The organism is Novosphingobium sp. CECT 9465, from assembly GCF_920987055.1.
Lineage (GTDB): Bacteria > Pseudomonadota > Alphaproteobacteria > Sphingomonadales > Sphingomonadaceae > Novosphingobium.
This window is the reverse complement of record NZ_CAKLBX010000001.1, coordinates 3,178,891-3,195,742: the sequence shown is the minus strand read 5'-3', so window position 1 is coordinate 3,195,742 and position 16,852 is coordinate 3,178,891. Positions and strand designations below refer to the sequence as shown.

Below are 16,852 nucleotides of genomic sequence, written 5' to 3'. Positions count from 1 at the left end.
ATGAGTGGATGAACCTGGGTATCGAAGGCAAGCGCGCGCTGGTGACGGGCAGCACGTCGGGCATCGGGGCCGCAACGGCAAAAATGCTTGCCGAGGAAGGGGTTCGCGTGGTCATCAACGGTCGCAATGCCGACCGGGCCGCAGCAGTGCGCGCCGCAATCGTGGCGTCCGGTGGCACGGCAGAGATCGCCCTGGGCGATCTTTCCACCGACGAGGGCGCCGAGGCTGTCATGCAGGCCGCGCTTGGGGCATTCGGCGGAATTGATATCCTGATCAACAATCTGGGGCAGTATGAACCATTCGCCCCGGTCTGGGCAGATGCCACACCCGCGCAGTGGGCTGCGACTTATGAAGCCAACGTGATTGCTGCGGTCCGCACGATCCGTGCCAGCGTGGCGGGCATGAAGGCCGCAGGCTGGGGCCGCATCATCAACATTGCGAGCGGTGCCTATACCGAACCGCCGCCCGAATTTCCCACCTATGGCCCGTCAAAGGCGGCGCTGGTGAACCTTTCGGTGGGCCTTGCCAAATCGCTGGCCGATACCGGCATCACGGTCAACACGGTCAGCCCCGGCAACGTGCTGACCGAGGCGCTCAAATCCAACCTGCCAATCATCGGCAAGGCGAATGGCTGGGAAGAAACCGATATCGACACACTGGAGCGCCGCTTTGCCAGGCAATGGCGCAGTCTGGTCAGTCGCACGGGCAGGGTCGAGGAAATTGCTGCGGTCATCTGCTTCGTGGCAAGCCAGCATGCATCCTACATCACGGGCACCAATTATCGCGTCGATGGCGGATCGCACGCCACGCTGAACTGACCGCGAACTCCACGCAAAGGAAATTATATGAAGCTTGCAGGCAAAGTTGCGATCATCACCGGCGCAGGCAGCGGTATGGGCGCGGACGAGGCGCGGATGTTCGCTGCAGAGGGTGCCAAAGTCGTCATTACCGATATTGCCGGCGAAGCCTGCGGCAAGGTTGCCGAGGAAATCGGCGCCAATGCCATCGCGATCGAACATGACGTGGCGGACGAAGCCGGCTGGAGCCATGTGGTGGCAACAGCGCTGGAAAAGTTCGGCAAGATCGACGTTCTCGTCAACAATGCCGGGCTGACCAAGTCCGACACTTTCGACAATACCGACGCTGCTTTCATGCGCCGTATGCTCGACGTGAATATCGTCGGTTCGTTCCTGGGCATGAAGGCCGTGCGCGGGCCGATGAAGGACAATGGCGGCGGGGCGATCATCAATATCGCGTCGGGCCTCGCCTTCACCAGCCTGCCCGGATACTTTGCCTATGGTGTGTCCAAGTGGGGTGTGCGCGGGATGACCCGGCTCGGTGCCAAGGAACTGGCGCCCGACAACATCCGCGTCGTCACCCTGACGCCTGGCGCCATCGAAACGCCATCGCTCGTTCCCGCGGTGCGCGAAAATGCCGCCGCCCTCATCCCCATGGGCCGGGTCGGCGGCGCAGACGAATTTGCCCGCGTGGTGGTGTTCATCGCTTCTGATGATGCAAGCTATGTTTCGGGGGCCGAGTTTCTGATTGACGGCGCAATGATCTGCTGAAGGACGTAGGCGCGATTGGGAGAAGAATGTATGGGTAGTCCACAACCAAACGGCATCGTTCCTGACGGGGGAATCCCTTTCGATCCTGAAGCGTATAGCGCCGAAACGCTGAACGCGATCATCGCGCCGTGGCGGCCCGACGTGCGCATCGCGAATGTGCGGGTGAAGGAAGCCAAACGCTACGGCGATGGCATGGTCTCCACCGCTGCGCGCGCGTTTCTCGATGTGGAATACGCCGCCGGAGCGCCAGCGGATCTGCCGCGCCATCTGGTGCTGAAGCTGGGCCGCTCGCCCGATTTCATGATCGGTCCGCTCTACCAGAACGAAGTGCGTTTCTACAACGTGCTGCGGCCTGAAGTGACCGATATCGAAGCGCCGTTCACGCTCGGCGGTTCCTACGATCCATCCACGCAGGCTTTTGCACTGCTGCTGGGCGACCTGACCGATCAGGGTGCCGTGTTCCCCAATGTGCTGGCAAAGAACACGCTGGAACAAGTGCGGGCGCTGCTCGATGTGCTCGCCCGGCTGCATGCGCGCTATTGGAAATCGCCGCGTTTTGCCAGTGACCTTGGTTTTCTTGAAACGCATACGCAGGGCGAACTCGCCACGTTCATGCATGAGTTCGTGCCTCAGGCGATCCAGCACGAAATCGATACCGAGAACTTCAAGCGCGAGATGGTCGCCCGCCTGCGCACATCGGGCGATGAACTGCGCCGGGGCGTTGCGCGGCTGCACCAGCACCAGCAGACCCTGCCGCATACCGTGCTCCACGGCGATACCCACATCGGCAATACCTATCTTCTGCCCGATGGCCGCGCCGGACTGCTCGATTGGCAGTTGACCGTGCGCGGGCACCACATGCACGACGTGAACTACCTGATCACGACCGCGCTGCCGATCGACGTGCGCCGCGACAACGAACGCGATCTGCTGACCTTCTATCTCGATCGGTTGCAGGCCTATGGCGTGACTGAGGTGCCCGGCTTCGATGAAACCTGGGACGAATACCGCCGCTGCCTGGTGTGGGGCGTCTATATTGGCTGGCTCACCACCAATATTGCGAATTACGGCTGGGAAATCAGCGTTCTCAATCACTTGCGTCTGACAACGGCGTTTGAGGATCACGATACCGGCGCGCTCATTCGGGCGCTGGGCTGAACAGGAGTTGCGATCATGACGCTTGAAGAACTGTCCATCCGCGAGGCTATCAAGGACCTCAAGGCCCGCTACTGCTTTCACATCGACCTGAAGCACTGGGATGACTATGCCGGGCTGTTCACCGCCGACGCGATCATGGACGTGGATCAATCGGTTTCAACGCGCGGTCGCCCCGCCAATCCCACGCCCCGCATCACCGGCAGTGCCGCCATCCGCACATTCATGCCCCAGATGCTCGAAAATGCCGACACCGTGCATCAGGTGCATTCGCCGATTATCGAAGTAACCTCGGCCACCAGCGCCAAGGCGATCTGGGCGATGGAGGACATCGTGAAGATGCCGGGCTTCCATTTGGAAGCGCGCGGACATTACCATGAAACGTACACGCTGCTCGATGGCAAGTGGTATATTGCCTCGCTGCACCTGACGCGTACTTACATCAATATTCTCGAAGGCACCGAGGCCGGGCCGGACCTGTCCTGACGCCATCCTATCGGCGGGCAGGGACACCGCCGCCGCGCGGCGCATAGCTTCGCGTAAAGGTGGGCAATCTGCCGCGCGATCAAGATCCGAGAGATAACCCTATGACAAATACCGTGGCGTTGGTGACAGGTGCAAGCAAAGGCGTGGGACGCGGAGCCGCGCGCGCGCTCGGCTCAAAGGGCATGACCGTGTACCTTACGGCACGCAGCGAAGAGCCGCTGAAGGCCGCCGCCGCCGAAGTGGATGCCGCAGGCGGCAAAGGCATTGCCATCGTGTGCGACCACCGCGACGATGCGCAAGTGAAGGCCGTGTTCGACCAGATCGAACGCGAACAGGGCCGTCTGGACCTGCTGCTCAACAACGCGGCCGCCGTTTATGGCGACGAACTGGCCAAGCCCGGACCATTCTGGGAAAAGGATCTCAAGCTGGCCGACATGATCGTCGTCGGGCTGCGATCGGATTACGTGGCAGCGTATTATGCCGCGCCCCTGATGATCCGCACCGGTGCTTCGCTCATCGCCAATATCTCGTTCTATGGCGCGGTGTCGTACTTCGTCGGGCCGGGTTATGGCGCTGCCAAGGCCGGGACCGACAAGATGGTGCATGATATGGCGATTGATTTTGCCGATACCGACGTTTCGATCGTGTCCTACTGGCCCGGCTATGTACGCACCGACGAATTCAAGCTGATCCCGGACGAGTATTTCCCCGAACCGCTGCGCGCGATCCTGCCCGAATTCGAGACGCCGGAGTTCACCGGACTGGTCATCGCCAGCCTTCTTGCCGATCCAGACCGCAAAGCGCTTTCGGGCAAGGCGCTGATCGGTGCCGAGCTGGGCCAGAAGTATGGCATCAAGGACATCGACGGCAAGCAACCGCGCACATGGACGGCGGAAATGGGGCGTCCAACGGACTTTTTCGTGGCTGGCTGAAAACAAAAAGGGCGGCATGACTGCCTGAGGGAGAGAACCGATGATCGAGGCGCTGCTGGTCGTCTTCACCAATCCCGTTGAGGGGCGAGACGACGATTTCAACGACTGGTACACCAACATCCACACCCGCGATGCATTGGGCTATCGCGGGTCGATTGCGCAGCAGCGTTTCATTCTCTCGAACGAGCAGGTGCAGGAATTCCCCGGTGGCCGGTTCACGTCGAAGTATCTGGCGCTGTACGAAGTCTATGATGCCGAACGCTTTGTGCAGGAACACATCGACAATGCGCTGACGCCGCGCATGGTGATCGAGGATTCCATCGACATTTCGCGGCTCGACGATTTTCATTACTATCCGCTGCAATATCGCGACAAGGCCCCGCGCACGTTCCAGACCGGCAGCGTGATCGTCGAACAGATCACGGCAAAGCCAGGCCACGAAGCGCAGCTGCGTGACTGGTACAACGATCACTACCTGCCGGGGCGATTCCGCGAGGAAGGGATAATCACCGGCGCGTTGCTGGCGTATGATCCTCACGCCCAGCTTGTCGAATTCAGCCCGGAACACGACCACGTGGGCATCTGGCGCCTGTCCGATGATCGCGCGCGTTCACTGTGGCGTTCTCGTGCTCTGCTGGAATGCCCGCATATCGATCAGGCTTCACTCGCCGTGACCTGCTGGGACATCCTGACCGACCGCATCACCGAGGATGCGATCCATCATCCCACATCGGCAGGGCTGGCCGGGGAAGAACGCGCCCGCGCGCGGATCAAGGCCGCGGGCACCGAGATGAAAGATCGCGGCGAGCATCTGAAACACTGAACCCGGCCGTGTCATCACGCATCGGGTGATATGCGATGCCTCCCAAAGTCGTGGGGCTACAGGCTGGCACGATCAATAGGCGAAGCGCGGAATGGACGGGCGACAGGATCGTCCCGTCCAATCAGCGTTACCAGCTGACATTCAGGCTGCGCAATGTGGGCATCATCAGTTGGGGTGTGTACACGCGGCCGCCATCGCCAACCAATTGGAGATCGGGGATGCGATCAAGCAACGTCTCCAGGGCAATCTCCCCTTCGAGATGGGCAAGCAGACGACCGACACACATGTGGATGCCGCGGCCCCAGGTCGGCGAGATTTTCAGATCCTTGCGGAAGATGTCGAAGGTGTCGGCCCGGTCGAACACGGTCTCGTCATGATCGGCTGCCATCGTGCAGAGCTGGACCAGCGACCCTTTGGGGATCGGTACGCCCCGGATCTCGGTATCCCGTGTGACAAGCCGGATCGGCCCGCGGCCGGGATCCCGGAAGCGCACGCTTTCCTCGAACGCGATGGCAAGCAGGCTGCGGTCAGCCCGCACGGCCTCCCACTGGTCACGATGAGTTAGCAGGCTCCATACCATATTGCCGATGGCGGTGCCGGTCGTGTCGGTTCCGCCAAGCAGCATCGAACTGACCAGGCCGAGAACCTCTTCCTCGCCAAGCGCATCATCGGCGTCGCCTGCGGCCAGCATTTTCGAGATCGCATCCTCGCCGGGGCGTTCGCGACGGTCGTGGATCAGCTTGCGGATGAAGCTGTCGAAATCCACCAGCGTTTCTGCAAGGATTTCCAGCCTTTCGGGTGACGGGTTGGTGGTGATAAGTTCAAGCGAGGCGTCGACCCATTGCCGATAGCGATCATAATCGTCCACAGGCGCATCGAGCAGCGCGGCAATGGCCATCATCGGAATGCGATCGGCATAGGCGGTGACGAGGTTCGTCTGGCGATCCGGGTTGCGCAGCATTTCGTCGACCAGCTGATGCGCGATCTGACGGATCTGGTCGGCGTGACGGGCTATGATTCTGGGCGATAGAGCGGCCTGCATGTAGCGCTTGAGCCGACCATGCTGCGGGGGATCGGCCGCAGCAAGCTGCACCTTCATCGGAAACCCTTGCGGCAGACGATCGCGCATTCCTTCAGGAACATCGGGAACGGTAACGAACATCCGGTTCGAGAAGGTTTCGGGATCGTTGGCGATCCGCGTGATATCCTCCAGCCGGGTTACGACGTACCAGCCGTATTTTGGCATGAAGAACACGGGATGGTTCCGCCGGGCCTGCGCAAGCAGGACGTGGGGGTTGGCGGCCTGATCGGGATCGAGCGGGTCAAGCTCGGCAAAAACGGGAACGTCGAACGACAATGCCGTGCTCATCTGGCTTCTCCTTAAGGTGCAATCCCACTTTTCGGAAAATCCGTCCCGAACCGCAGGGCCGACGTTTGTCTTCAGGTCGTCGCAAAAGCCTTTTCGGCCGCCCCGATGTCGAAAAAGGCATGGACGCGGTGGACCAGACCGTCTTTCAGCGTCATCAATTCGCAGTAGTTGTTTTCGTAGACGCGGCCGTCCTCATATTCGAAATGCCCCACCATCTCCACGGCGACGCGGTCGGCTTCGGCAGTGGCGGAAACGACGGTGAAACCGCCCGTCTTCGCGCTGTGCAGCATGTGCAGCGAAGCGAGGAATGCATCGTGATCGAGATGCCCCATGCCGTTCAGCCACCAGTCGAGTTCGGGGTGAACCAGCTTTTTAACGGTCGCCATGTCGCCCGACCCAACCGCCTTCACCAGCCGCAGCGCGACATCGCGATTCCGTTCGATTTCGTGATCCATCGGCTCCCCTCATCCTGTCCCAATTTGTCAGTACATTTTTTAAGTCAGTTGCAGTGACTTTATCTATGAATATTATACATACTGACAGCCATAAATTACAAGTGGGAGAGAGATGCATATAACCTTTCGATATGCCGAAACCGGAGAGCGAGTTGTGACGGCCAGCGTGGGAGACAATCTTCTACGGGTTGCGCAGGCTAATGGTATCGACGGCATCCCCGGAGATTGCGGCGGCCAATGCGCCTGCGGCACATGCCATGTCTACATCGATCCCGCATGGGCGGAGCGAATCGGCAATGTCGAGCCTGGCTCGATGGAGGAAGCCATGATTCTCGGCGCGCCCGTGGACGCCCGGCCCAATTCGCGGCTGGCCTGCCAGATCGACCTGACCGCGATTCATGACGGATTGATCGTGGACGTGCCGGAAGGCCAATAACCGTAACGACACAAAAAAGACGAGGAGGCCATTATGCAGCAGGTCATGGAAGCCACAGACGCGTTGGATGTCAGCCATCCGCAGCTTTATCGCGATGATAGCTGGCGCCCTCTATTCGCCCGGCTGCGCGCCGAGCATCCTGTATATTACTGTCCAGAGAGCCGAAGCGGTCCTTACTGGTCGATAAGCCGTTATGCCGACATCATCCGTGTCGACACCGATCCGCTATCATTTTCCTCTTCTCATCTTCACGGCGGCGTTACGATCGAAGACCGTGTCGCGGCCTCGTTCATGCAGATGGACCCGCCGGTACACACGCAGAAGCGCAGGAATGTGACTGCCGTGGTCGCGCCCAAGAGCCTGGCGCAAATGGAAGGCCTGATTCGCGATCGTGCCGGCAAGGTGCTGGACGCACTGCCGCGCAACGAAGAGTTTGACTGGGTCGAACAGGTCTCGATCGAACTGACATCGATGATGTTGGCAACATTGTTCGCCTATCCGGTCGAACAGCGGCACAAGCTGGTACACTGGTCCAATGTGTTGACAGCGGACCTCGACGATCCTGAAAGCCCCGTCCGTAGCGAAGAGGAGCGCCAAGCCGGTCTTCAGGACTTCTATCTGACGATGATGGATCTGTGGCAGCGTCGCCAGAAGGAGCCGCAGAGCTACGATATCATTTCGCTTCTGGCGCATGACGAGGGCGTACGTTCGGCCTCTTTCGACGAGATATGCGCGTTGTTCGGGCTGTTTCTGGTTGGCGGGAACGACACCACGCGCAATTCGATGTCCGGTGGCGCATGGGGCTTCAGCCAATTTCCAGACGAATGGCGAAAGTTGAAGGCAGACCCGGCGCTGGCAGGGAATGCTGCAGCCGAGATCATCCGTTACCAGACTCCGGTGATCTACCAGCGACGCACGGCGACCTGCGATGTCGTGGTCGGCGGTGAGAAGATATCGGCAGGTGACAAGGTGGTGATGTGGTATATCTCCGGTAATCGGGATGAAAGCGTCTTTCCCGATGCGGACCTTCTCCAGATCGATCGGCCTAACGCCCGCCAGCACATCTCGTTTGGCATGGGACCCCATCGCTGCCTGGGCGCGCGTCTCGCCGAAATGCAGTTGCGCATCCTGTGGGAGGAAGTGCTAGCCCGCGATCTCAATGTCGAAATCCTTGCTCCGCCGACCTACGCCTATTCCAATCTCGTGCGCAGTCCGTTGACCCTGCGCGCACGGATCAGCGGATAACCTGAATGTAGCACCGGGTGCCTTTCGGGGCGTCGCACAGCAGCGCGATCAAACGGGGTTGGGCGGCTGTGGGGACGGACGGTGAGGCGCCCGGCGATGAGTGGTTACGACAAGCCCCGGACCTTGACCGGAGCACACGGAAACTGGCGGAGCCTTCAGGCAACGGCAGGCGCAACTGGAAGAGTGTGCTGCGCCCGTGCCTTCACCTGCCCCTGTTGCCAGACCTTGGATGCATGGTTGCCCCGCGAACGCGGGTGCCGTTTCACACCATGGCCCGCGTCAGGCGGTGGCCTTCCTGAATGGCGAATTGCAGATCACGCGGCGCGCGCGCATCGCCGACGATTGTCAGGTTCTGTCCCTGGACGAAGCCCTTTTCCCGCAAGGCGTCATAGATGTCGCGCTGCGGTTGCTTGGCGTTGATGAAAACCGTGATGTCTGCGGGGATGTTGCGGCTAGTTCCTTCATACAAGGCCTGCGCCTGGCACACGCCATTGCCAAGGCTCACGATACGGCTGCGGATCATCAGGTCGAACCGGCCGGTTTCGGCAAAGCGGCGATAGGCGGGATCGACGCGGGTGACGGAATCGAGCAGCGGCGCCACCGTTTCGAAACGCGTCACGAACGTCACCTTCAGGCCCCTGGCAAGGAGGTATTCGGTGGCTGCCAGCCCTTCGTAATGGCCCACATCATCGAACACGACGGCCGTTTTCCCAAGCTCCATCTGTGGTGAGGCCAGCAATTCGACGGCGGACACGGTCCGCGCGGTGGCAAAGCCGGGAACAGGTTCTGCCGGATAGCGGTACTGTACGCCATTGTCCCGCGGCAGGGCACCCGTGGCGATCACCACATGATCGGGATTTTCGGCCACGACGTCTTCAGCGTCCCAGTAGTTCGATGTGCGCACATCCACGCCCAGACGGTAAATTTCCTGTTCCAGCCAGAACGCGATATCGCCGATGGTGTGCAGGAAGGGCGCGCGCCGGGCCAGTACCAGTTGGCCCCCCAGCGATGGCCCGGCTTCCACCAGAATGACCTCATGCCCCTTCAGCCGGGCAATGCGCGCGGCTTCCATCCCTGCTGGCCCGCCACCGATGACCACGACCTTGCCCGGTGTGTCTGTGGGCGCCACAAGATCTTCTGCAAGGGTGCCTTCCATCCCGGCCGCCGGATTGATCGTGCACGACATCGGATAGCCCAGGTTGGTTGCCTGCCAGCACGCCTGATTGCAGCCGATGCAGGCACGGACCTGTTCGGGATGCCCGGCCTGCGTCTTGCGCACAATATCCGGGTCGGCAATGTGGGCGCGGTTCATGTGAACGATATCGGCAATGCCATCGCGCAGAACCTGCTCGGCCTCGTCCAGGGTACGGAACCGCCCGATGACAAAGCGCGGCACTTCGGGTGTGGCTGCGGTGATCTTTTGCGAAGATTCAATCTGGTAGCCCATCGGCTGATCCATCGCGGCCACGAATTTGAAATTGTAATAGTCGCTGTAGCTGACATCGAGGAAATCGATGAAATCCTCGTCACGCAGGGCGCGCACCACGGTGTTGATTTCGTTCTCGTCCAGCCCCCCGGCTCCGGTGCTGACAGAAACGCGGATGCCCACCGGATAATCCGATCCCACCTCTGCGCGCACTGCATGCATGATTTCGCGCAGGAAACGCATCCGGTTTTCCAGCGATCCGCCATAACGGTCAGTGCGCTGGTTGGTCAGCTTGTTCAGGAACTGCATGATCAGATAGCCATGCGAGGCATGGATTTCGACCCCGTCGATACCCCCTTCGCGGCACCTTCGGGCCGATGCGGCAAAGGCGGCGATCACTTCCTCGATCTCGGCGATACCCATCGGATTGGGCACGATCCCGGTGGCTGGATTGGGCACGGCCGATGCCCCCCATGGCGGTGACTGGTCCATCACCGGATAGATATGCCCGCCATGCCAGATCTGCTGGAACACGCGCATTCCGTGGGGGCGGATGGCGGCCATCAGCTTCTGATAACCGCCGATCACGCTATCATCCATATTCGACAGGCTGAGCACCGAGGATGGATGCACCGTTGCCGCTTCAAGGATCGACAGGCCCACACCGCCCTTGGCACGGGCCACGTGATAATCGATCAGACGGTCGGTAATGGTCCCATAGTGGCTGAGCATCGTGCCGTGGGCGGGGCGGGCGATCCGGTTGCGGATCTCGACACCCTTGATCGTCAGCGGTTCATATACCAGTTTCAGGGCCATCATTGTCTCCCATGTCGGCCCAGCGGCGTCTGTTGGCTGCTGGTGCCGACGAATTGATTTGAGGCAGCGGCTCACCCGCCTGCGAGCATCGCTTCAAAATCCGCCACATAGGGCTGATGCGCGGACAGCCCGCCATCAACATGCAGCACCGTGCCAGTAACATAGCCTGCCTCATCCGACGCCAGATAGGCGACGGCTGCCGCCACATCGTCCGGCGCGCCCACGCGCGGCGAGAGGATCTGCTTCATGAAGGGTTCGATATTGGTCTGGCCGGAATTGGCGAAGGCCGGCGTCATGATCAGGCCCGGCGCAATCGCGTTGCAGCGGATGCCTTCGGCAGCATGCTGGGTGGCGACATAGCGGGTCAAGGACACGACCGCGCCCTTGGACGTGCCATAAGCGACCCGCGCCAGATCGCCCAGAAAGGCCGAACCCGAAGCGGTATTGATGATCGACCCGCCACCTGTCCGCGCCATGTGCGGGATGGCAAACCGGCAACCCACAAAATAGGCGCGCAGGTTGATCGCCATGGTCTTGTCCCACAAGTCATAGGGAATATCGGTGACCTTTGAATCCCGCGCCAGATCGGCGCCGACATAAGCCGCATTGTTGTGCAGAATATCGAGCCGGCCGAAGCGCACCACCGCCGCTTCGACCATCGCTTCCACCGAATCGTTGCTGGCTGCATCGAAAGCAAAGCCGTGCGCCGCATCGCCAATGTCAGCCGCAACCGCATCGGCGGCGTCCTTTGCAATATCGGCCACCAGCACTTTTGCGCCTTCGCGCGCCAGCCGCCGCGCCGTGGCCGCACCGATCCCGCCCGCACCACCTGTTACGATGGCAACTTTGCCTTCAAGCCTGTTCATTGCGTTGTTTCCCGATGCTGTGTGCCATTGTCGTTGATTTCCGTAGCGGGCACCGCGTTGACCCATTGCCGCACCAGTCGCAGCGAACTGATCCGCCAGCCGTCGTCATGGTGTGCATAAGTCTCGTAATAGTGGCCGCAGCCCTGCAACGTGGCGAGGCCGAGCCGACTGGCGCTGCCCGGCTGCCACCACAGCCGATCCTCCATCGCCCAGATTCCCCGCGCCGCCTTGGGCGAGATGATTTCTATTTCCGGCATGTGGCCGTGATGGACGCTGGTGCTGCCTTCCATCCCGCTGGCGATGAAGCTGATCGAGGCTTCCAGCCCCAGCGGTGCATTCTGCGCTTCGGTGAAATGCAGCGTGGCATCAGGGGTGAACAGTGTGCGCAGCAATGCCCAGTCGCGCGTGTCGATAGCGCGGAAATACCGCGCCTTCAGCGTGTGTATCGCCAGAACGGCGCATACGCTTTCCAGATCTACGGGCTGAACTGCACCCATTGGCTGCCTGCCTCTCCACCACAAGTCCGGTCTGGCCGAACCTTGCGGCGTAGCTAGGCCCAGCCGAGGCGAAGCCGCAAGCCATCTGCCCGTGCATGACCTGCACAAGCGATCCTTGTCCGACGTGCGACGTGCGCGCCGCAGTGCCGGTGCGGACATCGCTATGCCTTATCGGCCAAACCGGCCCGTGGGCATTCGGCAACGCGCGGCAATCGGTTAGGGCCAGCCATACCAAAAAAGGATACGCAGGTGCCGCAACCGTCCGCCTCCACAACCCCGTCGGATAACGCCGCTGGTGCGCAGCGCGCGGTCAGGGGCGGCAAACTGCTGCGCCTGCTGGTGGCGCTGCTGCTGGCGGCGGCGGGGGCTGACATGGGCATCGGCGGGCTGGCATTGCTGCAAATGGGCGGATCGCCCTATTACATCATGACAGGTGCGGCGCTGCTGGTGATGGCGGTGCTGATCATGTTGCGCAGCGTGGCGGCGCTGCCGGTCTATGCGCTTATCTTGCTGGCAACGCTGGTCTGGGCGCTGGCCGAAGTCGGTCTGGACTGGTGGCAGCTGGCACCGCGCGGGGGATTGCTGGTGCTGTTTGGCATCCTGCTGCTGGTGCGACCGGTGCGCAGGCGAATGGAGCATGGCGAGGGGCGAAAGTTTACCGCGCTGCCCATGCAAGCAGCCATCGTGGCATCCGTCGGGATCGCCATCGCCGCTTGGATATCTGCCCCCCAGACGGTGGACGGCGTCCTGCCCCAAGCCCCCTTTGCAGATGCCGGGACCAATGGCGAATGGACTGCCTATGGCGGGGATGCTGCCGGGCGGCACTGGTCTGCGCTCGCCCAGATTACCCCCGCCAATATCGCCCGCCTGAAACCGGTGTGGCATTATCACACAGGCGATTTGCCCCGCCGCGGCGATCCGCTGTCGGTGACCAATCAGGTTACGCCGCTCAAGATCGGGCAGGCGCTGTTCCTGTGTACGCCTCATGCTTTGGCCATTGCCCTGGATGCAGAAACCGGCCGCGAACTGTGGCGGTTCGATCCCCAAGCCGCGATCAGCGCCAGCGCGCCTTTCCTGACCTGCCGGGGTCTCTCGTACTTGCCGCCTCAGCAACCGGGCGATACCGCTCCTTGCGCCGCGCGCCTGTTCCTGCCCACACCTGACGCGCGCCTGTTTGCGCTGGATGCGAAAAGCGGCAAGCCCTGTGCCGATTTCGGCAGGAACAGCGCAGTCGATCTTGCGCTTGGCATGGGCGGAATGCAGCCGGGAATATATTACTCCACCTCACCGCCGCTGGTTGCAGGCGCGCTGGTCGTGATCGGCGGGCAGGTGGACGACAATCGCTCGGTCCGCGAACCATCGGGTGTGCTGCGCGCCTATGATGGCCGGACCGGGCGGCTGGTGTGGAACTGGGACGCGGGACGTCCGCATTCCACCGCTCCGCTACCCGCTGGCGCTACTTACACCAACAATTCCCCCAACAGCTGGAGCCTGTCGAGCTATGATCCCGCGCTAGGTCTGATCTATGTACCGTTGGGCAATGCCACACCTGATGCGTTCGGCGGTGCGCGTACCCCTGTGGTGGACCGGCTGGCAACCTCGGTGGTGGCGCTTGATGCCCGCACCGGCACATTGCGCTGGGCGTTTCAGACCGTCCACCATGATCTGTGGGACATGGATGTCGGATCACAGCCGGTCCTCCTCGATCTTGATCTGCCCGGCGGAAAAGTGCCTGCACTGGTCCAGCCGACCAAGACCGGCAATATCTTCATTCTGGACCGGCGCACCGGCAAGCCTGTGCTGCCGGTGCGCGAAGTGCCCGTACCGGGCGGGGCGGTGCCGGGGGATTATACAGCGCCCACCCAACCTGTGTCGGCGCTCAATCTCCTTGCCCACCCGCACGAAACCGAAAGCGGCATGTGGGGCCTTTCTCCGTTCGACCAGATGCGCTGCCGCATCGCCTTTCGGCGTTTGCGATACGAAGGGCCTTATACGCCGCCCTCGGTGCAGGGCACGCTGGTCTATCCCGGCCATCTGGGCGTGTTCAACTGGAGCGGCATCGCGGTTGACCCGGTGCGCCAGGTGGCAATCGCCGCGCCCAATTACATGGCCTATGTTGATCGGCTGATCCCTCGCGCAGACTATGCCCGCCAAGCCGCCAATGGTGGCACCGGGGAATTCGGCAACAGCCCCAATGACGGCGCACCCTATGGCGTCAACATCATGCCCTTCCTGTCGCCACTGGGCCTGCCGTGTCAGGCACCGCCGTGGGGCGTTCTGGCCGGGATCGACTTGCGCACCGGCAAAGTGGTGTGGCGCAGGCCCAATGGCAGTGTGCGCGATCTGACCCCGCTACCGCTGCCGTTTGCACCGGGAGTGCCTACGCTGGGCGGCCCGATCGTAACGGCGGGCGGGGTGGCATTTCTGACCGGTACGCTGGATCATTTCGTGCGCGGGTATGATGTTACCACCGGGCTCGAACTATGGCGCGCGCGCTTGCCCGCCGGGGGCCACGCCACGCCCATGACCTATCTGTCACCGCGAAGTGGCCGCCAGATGGTGGTCGTGGTCGCGGGCGGCTATCGGGCAATCGGATCGCCTGCCGGTGACAATGTCATCGCTTATGCCCTGCCGGATTAAGGCCTCGGCTAAGGAAGACGTCGGGTAACTTCGATCCCTGCGCCAATCGGCAGAAGCACGCTTTCAAAGCGCGCGTCGGCACGGATGCGGGCGCGATAGGCATTGGCATTGCCGATGTTTTCAGCCGGGAATGTCATATTGTCGGCAATCACGATGGCACCGGGTGCCAGCTTGTCGGCAATCCTGTCGAAGCAGGGGATGTAGAGGTCTTTCCAGAGGTCGATGAGGACAAAGCCGATCTCGCCATCGAACGCTTCAAGCGATGCCAGCGCGTCACCCTCGACAAAGTGCACCACGGGATCGAGAGCGACAGAGGCCAGCATCGTTTTTGCTGCGGCGATCTTCCCGGCATGAATTTCGAAAGAGATCACCCTGCCACCCACCGCGCGGGCCGCTTCGGCCAGCCAAAGCGTGGAATAGCCATAGGAACTGCCGATCTCGGCCACGACGGCAGGGCGCAGCGCGCGGATCAGATCGTTCATCAACCGCCCGGTTTCCGGCCCGACCGGCAGCAGATAATCGTCCACCCTTGCATAGGCATCGGCTTTGGAAAGGCTGGCCTGTTCAGCCTGCTCTCGCATCCAGCGCGCTTCCAGTTCGGTCAGCAAAGCGGCAATCGCGGGGTCCATCGTCATCACACGTCCCACAGCATATGGACGGCACCCGGATTGCGGAACTGCAAGCCGCTGATGACCGGTGCCGGGTAATCGGGGTCCAGCCGCAGGCCCGGCAGATCGAGCAGGAAATTGGCAATCGCTTCCAGCTCCAGCTTGGCGATGGGCATCCCCAGGCACATGTGCACCCCATGCCCAAAACCGAAGCTGCGCCGAAAGGGCCGGGCGATGTCGAAGGTATCGGGGTTTTCGAACACAGTCTCGTCGCGGTTTGCCGAACCGATCACCAGTGACACTGCGGCGCCTGCCGGGATCGCCACGCCGCCCAGTTCGGTATCGCACGTGGCGCGCCGGGCCAGAAAACCCGCCACGGGTTCCAACCGCATCGTTTCGGTGATCACTTTGCCCAGCAACCCGCGATCGGCGCGCACCCGGCCCAGCATCGCCGGATTTTCGAACAGCAGGGTGAACAGGTTGGCCACGGTACGGGTTGTGGTTTCGGCGGCGGCAGGCAGCATCATCCGCACGATGCCCGCGATCTGTTCGTCGGTGAACGTCTCGCCATTCAGTTCGGCGTGGATCAACCGTTCGATCATCGTGTCACCCGCCGCGCCTGCCGCGCGTTTTTGCTGGACGATTGCCTTCACGCTTTCGTCCAGTTCGGCAGCGGCGGCAAAGGCACCGGCCATGGCGGCCTCGGCTTTGTCGGCATCAATCTGCGGGCCGTTCAGGATGCGCAGTGCCTGATCGGCAAATCGCGCCATCGCCGCCGGATCATCGGGAAAACCCAGCACAGTGTAGATCGCGTGAATCGGGAAGGGCAGCGCAATATCCTGCACCAGTTCGGCACGGCCCAGCGCCCTGATCCGCTCACCATACTGCCGCTCGATTAGCGGCACGATCAGCTTTTCCTTCCAGCGCCGCAGCGCATCGGGGGCAAAGCAGGTTTGCAGCAAGCCGCGCAACTGCCGGTGCGATGGCCCGTCGCGCGCGCTCAGGAACATCTCGCCCAGAAACTGGCCCAACCCATCGGCCAGAAGATCGCTCGACCAGGTGGCATCATCGCCAAGCACCGCCTCGACATCTGTGTGGCGGAACACGGTAAACACCTGCCGCCCGACATTGGCATAGTCTGCCTGCGACGGAATGCCGAAGCGGGCCAGGATGTCGCCCTGCATCACGGGTTCATCGCGCCGCGCGGCGGTATACAAGGGATAGGGATCGGCCATGCCGCCCGCGCCATACGTGGCGCTGACTGCATCAAAGGTGTTCGGTGCAGGGGAGTTGCTGGCGAGTGTATCGCTGATAGCGCCTGTCACGGTTGGGGCTGTCACGGTTGGGGCTGTCACGGGTGGGGCTGTCACGGGTGGGGTAGTCCTTGCCATGTTCGCCATCGGAGATCGGCTGACCATGGCCGGGGGTCAACGCGGCGGCCTGTAGGCGATCGGACAAGGCACTTCAGGATCGGTCAAGCGCCGTGCCGGGTGTTGAGCGCAGCCGCCATGCAACCTATCGTCCGGCTAT

The 16,852-nt window shown here is 61.8% G+C and carries 17 protein-coding genes; 9 read left to right on the top strand and 8 right to left on the bottom strand.

Going from position 1 to position 16,852, the window contains the following annotated elements; all coding sequences use genetic code 11:
* The first annotated feature begins 8 nt into the window (after positions 1-8).
* From LUA85_RS15575 to LUA85_RS15550, 6 genes are all read left to right on the top strand, one after another.
* On the top strand, positions 9-818 hold the full coding sequence (locus tag LUA85_RS15575; RefSeq protein WP_231471162.1) for an SDR family NAD(P)-dependent oxidoreductase: 810 nt from the start codon (positions 9-11) through the stop codon (positions 816-818).
* A gap of 27 nt (positions 819-845) precedes the next feature.
* On the top strand, positions 846-1,568 hold the full coding sequence (locus tag LUA85_RS15570; RefSeq protein ID WP_231471161.1) for an SDR family NAD(P)-dependent oxidoreductase: 723 nt from the start codon (positions 846-848) through the stop codon (positions 1,566-1,568).
* Between the two features lie 30 nt (positions 1,569-1,598).
* A complete protein-coding gene (locus tag LUA85_RS15565; protein WP_231471160.1) occupies positions 1,599-2,726 on the top strand; it encodes an ecdysteroid 22-kinase family protein in 1,128 nt (375 codons plus the stop codon).
* Positions 2,727-2,741: 15 nt separating this feature from the next.
* A complete protein-coding gene (locus LUA85_RS15560) occupies positions 2,742-3,209 on the top strand; it encodes a nuclear transport factor 2 family protein (protein WP_231471159.1) in 468 nt (155 codons plus the stop codon).
* Between the two features lie 101 nt (positions 3,210-3,310).
* On the top strand, positions 3,311-4,141 hold the full coding sequence (locus tag LUA85_RS15555) for an SDR family NAD(P)-dependent oxidoreductase (RefSeq protein WP_231471158.1): 831 nt from the start codon (positions 3,311-3,313) through the stop codon (positions 4,139-4,141).
* A gap of 40 nt (positions 4,142-4,181) precedes the next feature.
* Entirely contained in the window at positions 4,182-4,964 is a 783-nt protein-coding gene (locus tag LUA85_RS15550) for a hypothetical protein (protein ID WP_231471157.1), read from the top strand.
* A gap of 127 nt (positions 4,965-5,091) precedes the next feature.
* On the opposite strand, the gene LUA85_RS15545 is transcribed toward LUA85_RS15550, so the two are convergent.
* A complete protein-coding gene (locus LUA85_RS15545) occupies positions 5,092-6,333 on the bottom strand; it encodes a cytochrome P450 (RefSeq protein ID WP_231471156.1) in 1,242 nt (413 codons plus the stop codon).
* A gap of 71 nt (positions 6,334-6,404) precedes the next feature.
* Positions 6,405-6,788: a nuclear transport factor 2 family protein gene (locus LUA85_RS15540; RefSeq protein WP_231471155.1), complete on the bottom strand. Its 384-nt coding sequence runs from the start codon at positions 6,786-6,788 to the stop codon at positions 6,405-6,407.
* A 112-nt stretch (positions 6,789-6,900) separates the two neighbouring features.
* On the opposite strand from LUA85_RS15540, the gene LUA85_RS15535 reads away from it, so the two are divergent.
* Both LUA85_RS15535 and LUA85_RS15530 read left to right on the top strand, forming a co-directional pair.
* Entirely contained in the window at positions 6,901-7,224 is a 324-nt protein-coding gene (locus LUA85_RS15535; protein WP_256448253.1) for a 2Fe-2S iron-sulfur cluster-binding protein, read from the top strand.
* 33 nt (positions 7,225-7,257) lie between these two features.
* The gene (locus LUA85_RS15530) at positions 7,258-8,469 is read left to right on the top strand and encodes a cytochrome P450 (RefSeq protein ID WP_231471153.1); all 1,212 of its coding nucleotides are present in this window, start codon (positions 7,258-7,260) and stop codon (positions 8,467-8,469) included.
* Positions 8,470-8,731: 262 nt separating this feature from the next.
* Here LUA85_RS15530 and LUA85_RS15525 read toward each other — a convergent pair whose 3' ends face one another.
* The 3 genes from LUA85_RS15525 to LUA85_RS15515 form a co-directional block, all read right to left on the bottom strand.
* Positions 8,732-10,711, bottom strand: coding sequence for an FAD-dependent oxidoreductase (locus LUA85_RS15525; RefSeq protein WP_231471152.1), 1,980 nt, complete (start codon positions 10,709-10,711; stop codon positions 8,732-8,734).
* A gap of 71 nt (positions 10,712-10,782) precedes the next feature.
* Entirely contained in the window at positions 10,783-11,577 is a 795-nt protein-coding gene (locus LUA85_RS15520; protein ID WP_231471151.1) for an SDR family NAD(P)-dependent oxidoreductase, read from the bottom strand.
* Positions 11,574-12,074, bottom strand: a complete 501-nt coding sequence (locus LUA85_RS15515) for a nuclear transport factor 2 family protein (RefSeq protein WP_231471150.1) — start codon at positions 12,072-12,074, stop codon at positions 11,574-11,576. The genes LUA85_RS15520 and LUA85_RS15515 overlap by 4 nt, the downstream gene beginning before the upstream one ends.
* A 249-nt stretch (positions 12,075-12,323) precedes the next feature.
* On the opposite strand from LUA85_RS15515, the gene LUA85_RS15510 reads away from it, so the two are divergent.
* On the top strand, positions 12,324-14,714 hold the full coding sequence (locus LUA85_RS15510) for a membrane-bound PQQ-dependent dehydrogenase, glucose/quinate/shikimate family (RefSeq protein WP_231471149.1): 2,391 nt from the start codon (positions 12,324-12,326) through the stop codon (positions 14,712-14,714).
* Between the two features lie 8 nt (positions 14,715-14,722).
* Here LUA85_RS15510 and LUA85_RS15505 read toward each other — a convergent pair whose 3' ends face one another.
* From LUA85_RS15505 to LUA85_RS15495, 3 genes are read right to left on the bottom strand one after another with little or no spacing between them, the layout of a single operon-like run.
* Positions 14,723-15,349 carry an O-methyltransferase gene (locus tag LUA85_RS15505; RefSeq protein ID WP_231471148.1) on the bottom strand — a complete coding sequence of 209 codons (627 nt, stop codon included), beginning with the start codon at positions 15,347-15,349 and terminating at the stop codon, positions 14,723-14,725.
* Positions 15,349-16,647, bottom strand: a complete 1,299-nt coding sequence (locus LUA85_RS15500) for a cytochrome P450 (RefSeq protein WP_231471147.1) — start codon at positions 16,645-16,647, stop codon at positions 15,349-15,351. The genes LUA85_RS15505 and LUA85_RS15500 overlap by 1 nt, the downstream gene beginning before the upstream one ends.
* Positions 16,589-16,780, bottom strand: a complete 192-nt coding sequence (locus tag LUA85_RS15495; protein WP_231471146.1) for a hypothetical protein — start codon at positions 16,778-16,780, stop codon at positions 16,589-16,591. Before LUA85_RS15495 ends, LUA85_RS15500 begins: the two co-directional genes overlap by 59 nt.
* Between the last annotated feature and the right edge of the window lie 72 nt (positions 16,781-16,852).

What these genes read in the sequence shown, in the direction of transcription:
- LUA85_RS15575 (WP_231471162.1), top strand. Translation starts at nt 9, where the DNA reads ATGAACCTGGGTATCGAAGGCAAGCGCGCGCTGGTGACGGGCAGCACG.
- LUA85_RS15570 (WP_231471161.1), top strand. Translation starts at nt 846, where the DNA reads ATGAAGCTTGCAGGCAAAGTTGCGATCATCACCGGCGCAGGCAGCGGT.
- LUA85_RS15565 (WP_231471160.1), top strand. Translation starts at nt 1,599, where the DNA reads ATGGGTAGTCCACAACCAAACGGCATCGTTCCTGACGGGGGAATCCCT.
- LUA85_RS15560 (WP_231471159.1), top strand. Translation starts at nt 2,742, where the DNA reads ATGACGCTTGAAGAACTGTCCATCCGCGAGGCTATCAAGGACCTCAAG.
- LUA85_RS15555 (WP_231471158.1), top strand. Translation starts at nt 3,311, where the DNA reads ATGACAAATACCGTGGCGTTGGTGACAGGTGCAAGCAAAGGCGTGGGA.
- LUA85_RS15550 (WP_231471157.1), top strand. Translation starts at nt 4,182, where the DNA reads ATGATCGAGGCGCTGCTGGTCGTCTTCACCAATCCCGTTGAGGGGCGA.
- LUA85_RS15545 (WP_231471156.1), bottom strand. Translation starts at nt 6,333, where the DNA reads ATGAGCACGGCATTGTCGTTCGACGTTCCCGTTTTTGCCGAGCTTGAC.
- LUA85_RS15540 (WP_231471155.1), bottom strand. Translation starts at nt 6,788, where the DNA reads ATGGATCACGAAATCGAACGGAATCGCGATGTCGCGCTGCGGCTGGTG.
- LUA85_RS15535 (WP_256448253.1), top strand. Translation starts at nt 6,901, where the DNA reads ATGCATATAACCTTTCGATATGCCGAAACCGGAGAGCGAGTTGTGACG.
- LUA85_RS15530 (WP_231471153.1), top strand. Translation starts at nt 7,258, where the DNA reads ATGCAGCAGGTCATGGAAGCCACAGACGCGTTGGATGTCAGCCATCCG.
- LUA85_RS15525 (WP_231471152.1), bottom strand. Translation starts at nt 10,711, where the DNA reads ATGGCCCTGAAACTGGTATATGAACCGCTGACGATCAAGGGTGTCGAG.
- LUA85_RS15520 (WP_231471151.1), bottom strand. Translation starts at nt 11,577, where the DNA reads ATGAACAGGCTTGAAGGCAAAGTTGCCATCGTAACAGGTGGTGCGGGC.
- LUA85_RS15515 (WP_231471150.1), bottom strand. Translation starts at nt 12,074, where the DNA reads ATGGGTGCAGTTCAGCCCGTAGATCTGGAAAGCGTATGCGCCGTTCTG.
- LUA85_RS15505 (WP_231471148.1), bottom strand. Translation starts at nt 15,349, where the DNA reads ATGACGATGGACCCCGCGATTGCCGCTTTGCTGACCGAACTGGAAGCG.